This is a genomic window from Burkholderia sp. LS-044, from assembly GCF_004803625.1.
Lineage (GTDB): Bacteria > Pseudomonadota > Gammaproteobacteria > Burkholderiales > Burkholderiaceae > Burkholderia > Burkholderia cepacia.
Genome location: NZ_SSWO01000005.1, coordinates 456,414 through 468,285 on the forward strand (window position 1 = coordinate 456,414; position 11,872 = coordinate 468,285).

The window sequence follows — 11,872 nt, forward strand, 5'->3', positions numbered from 1 at the left end:
AACGGTCGCGCGCTCACCGCGCGCCTCCGCGTGCCGCGGCCGGCAGCGTCGCGACGAGCGCGCGCCAGTCGTCGCGTTCGACCTTGCCGGGCTTGCGCTCGCCGAACAGCAGCGCGACGTGGTCGCCCTGCCGGTCGAACAGCTCGAGCGACGTGACGATGCCGTCGCTCGTCGGCTTCTTCACGACCCACGCGGCGGCGATCAGGTCCTCGCGCACGTGCAGGTTGAAGCCCGGGTCGAGCACGTTGATCCACGCGCCGACCTCGCGCACGTTCGCGACTGGGCCCGTATGAATCTGGATCATCCCCGCGTTGCCGACGAACACCATGATCGGCTGGCCGCTTTGGGCGGCCTGTTCGAGCACGTGGCGCAGCGCATGCGCGGTTTCGACCGGATACGCGTATTGCGGATCGGCGAGGCGCAGCGCCTGCATGCGGCTCACGCCGAAGCGCTGCGTGATGCCGAAGAACTGGTGCGTGTCGGTCATCGCGTCCCAGGCGGCGCGAAAACCCGCGACGTCGATCTCGGTGTCGGCGCGCTCGGGCGTTTTCGGCGCGGCGGCCGCGACCTCGAGTCCAGGCTCCTGAGACGGCGCGCGCCAGCGCTCGACGAACGCGTCGTACGCGGCGTGGTCGCTGTGCGCGCGCAGGTAGACCTTGTGAATCGCATGCCCCTGCGCGTCGAAGAACTGCAGGCTCTTCAGCGGGCCGTGCGCGGTCTCGTCGCGCACCGCGAACGCCGACACCCAGTGACGATAGAAGATGCGCAGGTCGATATCGCCGAGCGCGAGGCCGACAGGCCCGTCATGGCTCATCTGCGCATATTCGCCGTCCTTCTCGTGGACGGCCGTGTCGTTGCGCGTGAGCGCCATTACGCGGCCGAGGCGCGGCATTTCCTCGAACATCGCCGGAAAGCGCGCGTCGAGCCGCACGACGTGCTCGCCGACGAACGCGGCGAGCGCCTCGCCTTCGCTGACGCCGAGCGCCTGCGCGACGTCGCGGTTGCGCAGCTGGCGCTCGGTCTTGAGCTTGATGAACGCGTCGCGCAGCGCGGCGGCCGCGCGGGCCGGCGTGGCCGGTTGACCGGGAAGGGCGGATTGCATCATGTCGGACTCCTTCAAGTAACGGTAGGGGTGGCAGCGCGGGCGGCGCGCATCAGAAATCCACTTTCATGCTGACGGCGACCGTGCGTCCGGACGACGTATACGCATCGAGCACCTGCGAATCGGCTGCGATGCCGCGCACGTCCGACCAGTTCCAGTATTTGCGGTCGAACAGGTTGCGGATGCCGATCGTCGCGCTCACGTGCTTGTTGAAGCGGTAGCCGCCGCGCAGGTCGACGACGAACGACGACGGCGGCGAGAAGCACGTCTTGTTCGAACAGTCGGACTTGTCGATGTCCTTGTCGCGTTTCGCGGCCTGGAACAGCAGGTCGGTCTGCACGAACCAGCGTTCGGTCGGCTCGTAGCGCACGCCGAACACGGCGGAGAACGGGTTGACGGTGTTGAGCGGCTGGCTCGCCGCGCCGTCGTTCTGCGTCGAGCCCTTCGTGAACGCCATCGCCGTCTTCAGCGTGATGCCGTTCGGCATCACCCATTCGGCGCGGCCTTCGAGGCCGTGGATACGCGCGTCGGCGAAGTTCACGTACTGGAACACGAACGGGTCGGCCGGCCGGCCGCTGCCCGCGATCGTCGTGCGCGAGATGAAGTTGCGGTAGCGGCCCGTGAAAGCGGCCGCGCTGTAGCGCACGACGCCATAGCCGGTGCCGGCCTTGCCGCGCAGCCCGGCTTCGAAGGTATCGCTCGTCTCGGGCTTCAGGTTCGGATTGCCGATCGACGTGTAGCCGTACACCGGGTTCGAGAAACTGCTGTTCACCTGGTCGGGCGTCGGTGCGCGGAAGCCGTGCGCGTACTGCACGTACGGAATGACCGCGGGTGTGATCTCGTAGAGCACGGCGACGCGCGGCGACAGTTCGTTCGCGCTGGTCGACACGGCCTTGCCGGTGAACAGCGGATCGTTTTCGGTCGGGCTCAGCCGGTACGTGTCGAAGCGCAGGCCCGGGGTGACGAGCAGGCGGCCGTAGCCGATCTGGTCCTGCAGGAACGCGCCGAACAGCGTGTAGTCGGTGTCGGGGAACGCCTTGTTCGGGAACGCTTCGCCGACGCCCGGCACCGTGCCGTCGCGCAGGTTCGTCACGCGCGACACGCTGCCGTCGACGCCGTACAGCAGCTTGTGCGCGAACGGCCCGGTCGCGAAGCCGCTTTCGGCGAACGCCGAGCCGCCGAACGTGCGTTCCTTGTACTGGTTGTCGCGCGAACGCGATTTCAGCGGCGCGCCGCGCGTCTCGAACGCGTACTGGTCCTGCTTCGCGTCCTGGTAGTAGAACTGCACGTGCGCGGTCTGGAACCAGCGGAACGCATCGTCGCGGAAATCGTAGTCGACGCTGAAGCGGTTGCGCTCGAGCCGGTCGTTCGTCGTGAGGCCGAGCGTGTTCGGCGGATTGATCGCGGACAGCACGTCGGTGCTCACGCGCCGCTGCACCGTTTCGGCGGTGAGCTTGAACGTGTCGCGTGCGGTGGGCGTCAGTACGAGCTTGCCGAGCAGCGATTCCGAATAGACGTCCTGCGGGTTCGACGTGGTGCGCAGCGTGCTCGCCGAGTTGTTGCTGCCGCGCGTGTCGACCTCGTGGCCGCGCCGCCCGTCGGCGATGATCATTCCCTGGACGCGATCGTTGCCGCCCGCGGCCGACACGGTCGCGCCGATGCTGCGGTCGGCCGAGTCGTAGCTCGGCCGGAACGAGAAGTAGTAGGGCTTGTTGTAGATCGACAGCAGGTCGCGCGGATCCTTCGTGATGAAGTTCACCGCGCCGGTCAGGCCGTCGCTGCCGTAGAGCGCCGACGCCGGCCCGCGCAGGATCTCGATGCGCTTGAGCGTGTCGAGATCGGCGTAGTCGCCGCGCCCCGCTTCGAGCGGGCCGAATGAAAACGCGTTCGGCAGGCGGATGCCGTCTTCCATCAGCAGCACGCGATTGCCTTCGAGGCCACGGATGTTGATGCTCGAATCGCCGTCGCGGCCGCCGCCGAGCGCGGCGCTGCCGGGCCGGTACGCGGTGCGGCGCACCGTGATGCCCGGCTCGTAGCGCAGTGCATCCTTGATGTTGGTGGCCTGCTGTTCCTCCAGATCCTCGTCGGTGATCACCGAGACGGACGCAGCCGTGCGGCTCGTGGCCGTTGCGGTGCGGTTGGCCGTGACGGTGACGGGATCCAGCAGCGCCGCATCGCCGCGCGTGGACGCGGCAACGAGCAGGGTGGAAGGCGGGGTGGCGCCTTGCGGCGACGAATCGGCGTGAGCCGGGGCGGCGGACAGGCCGAACGCGCCGAACAGCGCGGCACAGATCGGCCGCCGCGCCAGCGTATAGCAATGCACAGGTGGTCTCCCATTGACGAAAACAAGCCCGAAGGCTGGCTGGGTGACGCGTTCACCTGGCTGGCCCGCCCGCGCACGGAATGCGGCGAGCGGCGAATTGAAAGGCAACTGACAATTTTGCCAGTGTAAATGAGAATTATTATCAATACAAGAACGAAAAGCGGCGCGCGTGGGTGAGCGCTCACATGCGCGGCTCGGGCGAGCCGCGCCGGAAAATACGGAAGAAACGCGGGCCGTGGAGCAAGCCCGCCACGAGCGTGAACAGGCCCTAGGCGAGTGCTTCGATGCGGATCAGCAGGTTGCGCGCATGCGTGATGAACGCATCGTGCGTCGCGCGATCGCCGTGGCCTTCGAGGCCGGCCTGTTCGGCGAACGCGATCTGTTCGGTGTAGAGGTCGACGAGCGCACGGCGTGCGTCAGGGGGAAGCGCGCGGACCATCGACACGATCAGCAGTTCCTGCGCGCGAAGCGTGCCGGACAGCGTCTGGACGTTCATGCTGGCCTCCTCGGACGATGCGGCGACGAGCCGCTCTTTCCATACTAGGCGGTCGGCGTACGCAGCGCAGGCGAGGCGGTGGTGGAATGCGATTCGACGGGGCAATCGAGGGCGCCGTTGCGCGACGCGAAACGCGCCGCGCGCGGCCGGGCACCACGGATTGAAGCGTGCAGGGATGCGAACGGAATCAGCCGGCCGTCGTTGCGGCCTGCGCATCGCGCACGACCTGCGCGACGCGTTCGACGAACTCGACGTCGACGCTCGACAGCGCTTCGCGCTTGCCGTCGGGCATCTCGACCATCAGGCGATACGTGACGTCTTGCGTGGTCCACGCGAGATAACCGACGACGGCGAGCATCACGCCGACGACGAGCGCGGCGCTCGATCCGGCGATGCCGCCCGCGACGGCGGCGGCCGCGCCGATCAGCGAGATCAGCGACGGCACGAGGCGGTTTTTCGGAATCTTGACGACATCGACGTGGCGGATGTCACGCAGCGCGAATACCTGCCCGGCGGCCGACAGGCCGTTGCGCGTGATCATCACGCCGCGTTCGTTGAATGCGTTTTCCATCGTGTGTTGCGTGGACGAAAACGCGCAGCGTAGCAGGTTTCGTTGCTGCATCAAACGAGACCGACTGCCGCACGATGCGTGCGGCGCGCTCGAAAGACGGGCAGCGGGTGGAACGGGACGGCGTTCAGAACTGCAGCCGGCCGTCGCCATAAAGCCGGCCCGGCACGTGCGACGCGACGACCTCGGCGATTTCTTCGTCGGTCGATTCGGCCGGCACGATCTGGCGCCGCGCGGGTGCGTCGAGGTGCATCGTCCATTCGACGAGACGATACGGCCGTCCCCACGGGCGCTGCATTTCGACCGATACGCGGCAGCTCTGGACCGGCATCGAGTGTTGGCACGTCAGAATCGCGTGCAGATGGCTGAAAACGGTATCTTCGATCATCATGGCCTCCGATCCTGTCTTGTGGGCAATCGATGGCGGCGCCGTCGGCGGTTCAAAAAAAAAGCCGCCGATGTTCAGGCGGCCAACAGGGGGGGTGAGAGCATCCTCTCAGCCCAGAATTAAGCGAAACTTAAAAGCCCATAAAAAAGCGCCCCGCGTGGAGCGGGGCGCTTCTTGCCGTCGTGATCCGCGAGTTAAGCGGATGCTTTAGAACTTGTGACGGATACCGATACGTGCGGCGATCTGGTTCTTCGAACCCGTGCCCGACGTGTTGAAGTAGCTCGTGCTCGAGCCGATCTGCGCTTGCACGCCCTTGCCCGATGCCTGCTGGTACACGACCAGGCCGTACACGTCCGTACGCTTGCTGAGTGCGTAGTCGGCGATACCGTTGACCTGGTTCCAGTGCCACGAGTTGCCGTTCTGCGTTGCGTTCGTGTACGTGTAGCCCAGGCCACCCGACAGGGCCGGCGTGAACGCGTACTTCGCGCCTGCTTCATACGCGTTGTAGAACGTGCCGCCCGCGCCCGAGACGGTCGAGAACTGCGTACGCGTCCACAGCAGCCATGCCGTTGCCGGGCCCCAGACGTAGCGGCCGCCCACGCCGTAGGTGCGCAGGTCGCGGACGTTGCCCGTGCTCAGGTTCGCGATCGACGTCGAGAAGGCCGGCGTCGACTGGCTCGGGAAGCGGATGTCCGTGTAGGCTGCGCCGACCGACAGCGGGCCGTTCGCGTAGTTCAGGCCGAAGCTGTATGCGCGCGACGAGCCTGCCGTCGTCGTCGTGCCCGACGTCGTTGCCGGTGCGCCGGCGAAGTCCGTCGAGTTCGAGAAGCCGTACAACGCGCCGAACGTGAAGCCCGAGTAGTTCGCGCTCTGGAACTTCACGGCGTTGTTGATGCGGCTCGACGTGAGCTGGTCGATGTCGTTCACGTGGTACGCGTAGTTGCCCGCGACCGTGTTGCCGCCCGTCGAGTAGTTCGAGCCGAGGATGTCGGTCGAGAACGAGTACTGGCGGCCGAACGTGACCGTGCCGTATTGCGACTGGCTCAGGCCGACGTAAGCCTGGCGGCCGAAGATCGCGCCGCCCTGGCCGATCGTGCCGTTACCGCTGTTGAAGCCGTTTTCGAGCACGAAGATCGCCTTCAGGCCGCCACCGAGGTCTTCGGTGCCGCGCAGGCCCCAACGGCTGCCCTGGGCAACGCCGTCGTCATACTTGAACAGCTTGCCCGAGCCGCCGTTGGCGGTCTTGCTGTGGTTCACGTAGCTGATACCGGCATCGATGACGCCGTACAGCGTCACGCTGCTTTGTGCGTGCGCCGTGCCGGCCGTTGCTGCCAGGACGGCGATGGTCAACAGTTTCTTGTTCAAAGGATTCTCCGAGCGAATAAATGGCGTGTCCAGTTGCGGTTCCGGCGCTCTCTGTGGGCGCTTTCACGGACCGGCGGCAACTTTATCGAGGGGCCACGTAATGAATATGACAGCGACTGTCATATGAAGAATGTGTGGCGCCGATACGACACTGAATTCTGCCCGGTTGTACCGTGGCGGGTTATACCGAATTCGGCTGAGAATCGATCCGGCCCCGGAATATGCACATGAAATAAGCTTGGTTGGTGGCGTTCCGGCCCCGTGCCACGATCCGTCTTCCAACAAACGACACGGGACAAGAGGACACCATGCGACGTTCATTCCTGACCGGCCTCGGCGCGCTCGCAGCCGCACTGGCATTCGCGGCGCCCGGCGCGCACGCCGACTCGCAAACGCTGAAGATCGGCACGATGAGCGGCCCCGACGCGCAGATCTGGACCGAGGTGACGAAGGTCGCCGCACGCGAAGGCCTCGCGATCAAGGTCATCGAATTCAACGACTACGTGCAGCCGAACGCGGCGCTCGATGCCGGCGACCTGGACGCGAACGGCTTCCAGCACCAGCCGTTCCTCGACAGCCAGATCAAGCAGCGCGGCTACAAGATCGTCAACGTCGGGCTCACCTACACGGCGCCGATGGGTTTTTATTCGAAGAAGATCAAGTCGCTGAAGGATTTGCCGGTGGGCGCGAAGGTCGGGATCCAGAACGATCCGTCGAACGGCAACCGCGCGCTGCTGCTGCTGCAGAAATACGGCGTGATCAAGCTGAAGCCGGGCGTCGGCACCAACGGCGTGAACGCGACGCCGCTCGACGTCGCCGAGAACCCGAAGAAGATCAAGATCGTCGAACTCGACTCCGCCCAACTGCCGCGCGCGCTGCCCGATCTCGACGCCGCGTCGATCAACACCGACTACGCGGTCAAGGCCGGGCTCACGCCGGTGAAGGATGCGATCGCGATCGAGGACCTGCGCGGGCCGTACGCGAACCTGATCGCCGTGCGCGCGCAGGACAAGGACAAGCCGTGGGTGAAGAAACTCGTCGCGGCCTATGAATCGGCCGACGTGCGCAAGTTCATCGACCAGAAGTTCGGCGGCGCGATCGTGCCGGCGTTCTGAACGCCCACGCGTGCCTTCGCCCGGCCGGATGGATCGCCGGGCATTCCGGAAAGCAAATCGCCCGCGCAAGCGGGCGATTTCGTTGGTGCGCGCGGGTGAGCGCCGGGAGATGCCCGATACGCGCCGTGACCCGGCGCGCGGGCCGGCCGCTCAGGCCGACAGCAGCGAACCCGTGCGGATCGCGGTCGCGCCCGCGATGCGCGCGACTTCCATGCCGGCCGTCGCGAAGCGCACGATCTGGCGTGCGTACAGCACGCCCGACACGCTGCTCTTCAGCGTGACGACACGATCGGTCAGCGGATCGACGATGTCGGCCACGGCCTGGCCGGCCTCGATCATCACGCCGACCGGCGTGCGGAACACGATCACGCCCGACACGGGCGCGACGAGCGGATCGGTGCCCGCGAGCGGCGTGGCCGGATGCGCGAGCGGCGGCAGCGGCGCCGGCGTGCCTTCGACGACACCGCGCTCGGTCAGGTATTCGACGATCGCCTGCGCGTCCTTTTCGGCGAACTCGTACGACACGTCGCGTTCGCTGCGCAGTTCGACCGTGACGGAAATCGCGCCGTTCGGGATCGGGAAGTGGTCGCCGAAACGGCTGCGCAGATCCGACCAGCAAAAGCTGTGGATTTCATCGAACGGATTGCCGACCGAATTCAGCGCGAGCAGCGACGCCTGCGCGTCGAGATAGCGCGCCAGCGGCTCGACGTCGGTCCACAGATCGGGATTCGTGTAGAGGTGCATCACCGCATCGCTGTCACAGTGCAGGTCGAGCACGATATCGGCGTCGAACGACAGCTTCTGCAGCGCGAGGCGCTGCGAATCGAGCTCGGTGCGCGGCTTCTGCTCGTCGAGCGCTTCGCGCATCGCGGCGCGCACGGCGACGAGGTTGTGCTGCGCATCGTGCGTGAGGCGGTGTTCGACGCGCGGCAGCACGAGCGCCGCGAGATCGTAGAAATTGCGGTTGAAGTTCTGCATCGAGCCGAGCTCGAAGCGGCCGAGGTGATCGCCGAACACGTGCTGCGACAGGCCGATCGGGTTCGGTACGGGCACGATGACGACTTCGCCGCGCAGCTTGCCGGCCGTTTCGAGCGCGGCGATCTTGCGGCGCAGCAGCGTGGCGACCAGCATGCCGGGCAGTTCGTCCGCGTGCAGCGACGACTGGATGTAGACCTTCTTGCCGCCGCGCGGGCCGTAGTGAAAGCTCGTGATCTGGCGTTCGGTACCGACGGCGGGGGAAATCAGCGGATGGGTCTGCGTTTGCATGATGGGGGAGTGCGGCGCAGCCGCGAATGATCCGGTGTGCGTGGAAGATCGATTGTACGTTGCCTTCCTCGCCCCCATCAAACCGGCGCCAGAACGCGCCGATTTTCGTTGCGAATCATCAGGTTGGTGCGGAAAAAATAACGCCGCGGCCGCCGTGCACGAAAAAAACGGGCTCCTTGCGGAGCCCGTTCGTGCCGAAGCGAAGCGTGCGCTTGCGTGGCGGATTACTTGCCGTAGACGTCGAAATCGAAGTACTTCTTCGCGATCTTCGCGTACGTGCCGTCCTTGCGCATGCCGGCGATCGCGCTGTCGATCTTCGCCTTCAGGTCGGTGTCTTCCTTGCGCAGGCCGATGCCGGCGCCTTCGCCGAGCGTCTTCGGATCGTCGAGATCCTTGCCGGCAAAGTCGTAGTTCGCGCCGCGCGGGGTCTTCAGGAAGCCGATTTCGGCCTGCACCGCGTCCTGCAGCGCGCCGTCCAGACGGCCGGAGATCAGGTCGGCGTAGACCTGGTCCTGGTTCTGGTAAGGCACGACGTTCACGCCCTTCGGGGCCCAGTACGTCTTCGCGTAGGTTTCCTGGATCGTGCCCTGCTCGACGCCGACCGACTTGCCCTTCAGCGATTCGGCCGTCGGCATCAGGCCGGCACCCTTCTTCGTGACGAGGCGCGTCGGCGTGTTGAACAGCTTCGCCGAGAAGGCGATCTGTTCCTGACGCGCCGGCGTCATCGACATCGACGACAGCACGCCGTCGAACTTGCGGGCCTTCAGTGCCGGGATCATCCCGTCGAAGTCGTTTTCGATCCACACGCACTTCGCGTTCATGCGGCGGCAGATTTCGTTGCCGAGATCGACGTCGAAACCCACAACCTTGCCGTCAGCGCCTTTCGATTCGAAAGGCGGGTAGCTTGCGTCGACGCCGAACCGCACGGTCGACCAGTCCTTCGCATACGCGCTGCCGGCCGATACGGCGAGCAGGGCAACGGTCACAGCCGCAAGAATCTTTTTCACCAGGTGACTCCTCGTTTTGTTCGATGGGTGCGCGGTTGTGCCGCGCCGTAAGCCTTCGGCCCGCCGCGGCTTCGCGTCAGGCTGTCCGTTTCGCCCACCCGATGCGGGCGCGCGACGTGCGCAAGATTATCAAGACAAAATACCGGCAGGGCGCCTAGGACAAGCCCCGATACCGGGCCCGGCGGCGGCGCGTTGCGTGCGCCGCCGTTTCAGACACAGGAACGATTCAGCCGAGCGTTTCGTTGACCGCACGCTGCAGGCACGTGACGAATTGCGTGACGGCGGGCGTGGGCAGCAGGTCGCGCCGCGCGATGATCGACAGGTCGAAGCGCGGCATGCGCTCGTCGAGTTCGGCCGTACGGATGCCGAGCGGCGCGACCGTCGCGGCGAGCGGGCGCGTGAAGCAGCCGATCACGTCCGAGCGCGCGACGAGCCCGAGCGTCACCGCGAACGACATCGGCGAGCGCAAGAGCCGCTTCGGCAGCGGCAGCCCGTGCGCCTGGAACATCCCGACCATCACGCTGTGCGGAAACTGCTCGGCGCCGACGGTGACGATCCATTCGGCATCGAGCAATTCCTCTAACCGGCGCGCGTGCGCGAGCGGGTGGCCTTCGCGCATCACGACGGTGAATTCGGTCGACAGCAGCGGCAGCTGCGTGAAATCGCGATCGAGCGCGGGCACGTGGTGCATCGCAGCGATGTCGAGCGTGCCGTTGCGCAACTGCGCGAGCGCGTCGGGCACCGTCACTTCCTCGAGATGCAGGCTCACGTCCGGCATCGACCGGCGGAATGCCGTCACCGCGCGCGGCAGCGCCGTCAGCGCGATCGACGGCATCGTGCCGACCGCGACGCGGCCGGACATCTCGCCCTTCACCTGTTCGACGGCCTCGACCGTGCGGCGGATATCGCCGAGCAGTTGCTCGGCGCGCGGCAGCAGCGCATGGCCGCACGCGGTCAGCTCGACGCCGCGGACGCTGCGCGCGAGCAACTCCGCGTTGAGCGCCGTTTCGAGCTCGCGGATCGTATGCGTGATCGCGGGCTGCGTGACGCCGAGTTCGCGCGCCGCGGCGCGCAGGCTCTTGTGATGCGCGGCGGAGACGAACGGCTGGAGCTGCGCGATGTTCAGGGGATTGCGGATGCGGGTCATCGATCGGGTCCGGTTGGCGCGAAAGGGGGCGGCGGCTGGATGCTTCAGGTAGTGATCCTGACGAACGTCACGCGCCGGCGCGTGCGCGGAACGTCTGGCGATAACGCTGCGGCGACGTGCCGACGATGCGCGCGAACCGCTCGCGAAACGCGGTGACCGAACCGAATCCGGCTTCCGTCGCGACATGCTCGATCGACAGCGCCGTCACCTCCAGCAACTGCTGCGCGTGCCTGACGCGTGCGGTCTGCAGCCATTGCCGCGGCGACGTGCCGGTCTGTTCCTGGAAGCGCCGCGTCAGCGTGCGCACGCTCGTCGATGCCTTGCGGGCCATCTCGTCGAGCGTGAGCGGCTTGCGCAGGTTCGCCTGGAGCCAGTCCATCAGGTCGTGCAGCCCGTCGCCGCCGGCCGGCCATTCCGGCGCGATGAACTGCGCCTGCCCGCCTTCGCGCACGCGCGGCGCCACCGCGCTGCGTGCGGCGTCGACGGCAACCGCCGCACCGTAGTCGGCCTGGATCATGTGCAGGCACAGGTCGAGACCGGCCGCCGCGCCGGCCGACGTCAGGATGCGCCCGTTGTCGACGAACAGCACGTTCGGATCGACGTCGACGTCCGGATAGCGGCGTGCGAGTTCGGCGGCCGCGAGCCAGTGCGTCGTCGCGCGCAGGCCGTCGAGCAACCCGGCTTCCGCGAGCACGAACGCGCCGCTGCAGATCGACGCGATCCGGCAACCGCGCGCGGCAGCCGCGCGCAACGCGGCGAGCACGCGGGGCGACGTGGGCGCGAGCGGCTCGGACGTGCCGGGGACCATGATCGTATCGGCGCCGGCCAGCGCGTCGAGCCGAAACGGCGGGCGCAGCTCGAACAGGTCGCCGGTGACGCGCGGCTGCTCGCTGCACACCCGCACGTGGTAGGCCGGCGCGACGTCGGGCGACCGCACGCGCGCGAACGTGTCGCAGGCGACGCCCAGGTCGAACGGGACGACATCGGGCAAGGCGAGAACGGCGACCGTGTGCATGGCGTTCGCGGCCGTGGCCGGAATCCGTTGAAAGATGTCATTCTAGCCAATGGCTCGAACCCGCACCACGCGCGACAATC

Annotated in this window: 11 protein-coding genes; 1 reads left to right on the top strand and 10 read right to left on the bottom strand. The window is 66.7% G+C overall.

Annotated features, from left to right (window positions below; translation table 11 throughout):
* Positions 1-13 precede the first annotated feature (13 nt).
* From E9536_RS16390 to E9536_RS16415, 6 genes are all read right to left on the bottom strand, one after another.
* Positions 14-1,105 (bottom strand): hemin-degrading factor, encoded by a 1,092-nt coding sequence (locus tag E9536_RS16390; RefSeq protein ID WP_027790408.1) that lies wholly within the window; start codon positions 1,103-1,105, stop codon positions 14-16.
* Positions 1,106-1,154: 49 nt separating this feature from the next.
* The gene (locus E9536_RS16395) at positions 1,155-3,425 is read right to left on the bottom strand and encodes a TonB-dependent hemoglobin/transferrin/lactoferrin family receptor (protein WP_059699786.1); all 2,271 of its coding nucleotides are present in this window, start codon (positions 3,423-3,425) and stop codon (positions 1,155-1,157) included.
* A gap of 268 nt (positions 3,426-3,693) precedes the next feature.
* Positions 3,694-3,921, bottom strand: coding sequence for a hypothetical protein (locus E9536_RS16400; RefSeq protein WP_027790410.1), 228 nt, complete (start codon positions 3,919-3,921; stop codon positions 3,694-3,696).
* A gap of 187 nt (positions 3,922-4,108) precedes the next feature.
* The gene (locus tag E9536_RS16405) at positions 4,109-4,492 is read right to left on the bottom strand and encodes a DUF6232 family protein (RefSeq protein WP_042972737.1); all 384 of its coding nucleotides are present in this window, start codon (positions 4,490-4,492) and stop codon (positions 4,109-4,111) included.
* A gap of 124 nt (positions 4,493-4,616) precedes the next feature.
* On the bottom strand, positions 4,617-4,877 hold the full coding sequence (locus E9536_RS16410) for a DUF2866 domain-containing protein (protein WP_011353838.1): 261 nt from the start codon (positions 4,875-4,877) through the stop codon (positions 4,617-4,619).
* Between the two features lie 207 nt (positions 4,878-5,084).
* Positions 5,085-6,242 carry a porin gene (locus tag E9536_RS16415; RefSeq protein ID WP_027790412.1) on the bottom strand — a complete coding sequence of 386 codons (1,158 nt, stop codon included), beginning with the start codon at positions 6,240-6,242 and terminating at the stop codon, positions 5,085-5,087.
* Between the two features lie 308 nt (positions 6,243-6,550).
* Between E9536_RS16415 and E9536_RS16420 the strand changes: the two genes are divergently transcribed.
* Positions 6,551-7,357 (top strand): MetQ/NlpA family lipoprotein, encoded by an 807-nt coding sequence (locus tag E9536_RS16420; protein ID WP_027790413.1) that lies wholly within the window; start codon positions 6,551-6,553, stop codon positions 7,355-7,357.
* A 150-nt stretch (positions 7,358-7,507) separates the two neighbouring features.
* Here E9536_RS16420 and E9536_RS16425 read toward each other — a convergent pair whose 3' ends face one another.
* From E9536_RS16425 to E9536_RS16440, 4 genes are all read right to left on the bottom strand, one after another.
* Positions 7,508-8,623, bottom strand: a complete 1,116-nt coding sequence (locus E9536_RS16425; RefSeq protein WP_136470181.1) for a succinylglutamate desuccinylase/aspartoacylase family protein — start codon at positions 8,621-8,623, stop codon at positions 7,508-7,510.
* 224 nt (positions 8,624-8,847) lie between these two features.
* Positions 8,848-9,630, bottom strand: a complete 783-nt coding sequence (locus E9536_RS16430; RefSeq protein ID WP_027790415.1) for an ABC transporter substrate-binding protein — start codon at positions 9,628-9,630, stop codon at positions 8,848-8,850.
* Positions 9,631-9,856: 226 nt separating this feature from the next.
* Positions 9,857-10,777: a LysR substrate-binding domain-containing protein gene (locus E9536_RS16435; RefSeq protein WP_168799534.1), complete on the bottom strand. Its 921-nt coding sequence runs from the start codon at positions 10,775-10,777 to the stop codon at positions 9,857-9,859.
* Positions 10,778-10,844: 67 nt separating this feature from the next.
* Positions 10,845-11,792: a helix-turn-helix domain-containing protein gene (locus E9536_RS16440; protein ID WP_136470182.1), complete on the bottom strand. Its 948-nt coding sequence runs from the start codon at positions 11,790-11,792 to the stop codon at positions 10,845-10,847.
* Positions 11,793-11,872 lie beyond the last annotated feature (80 nt).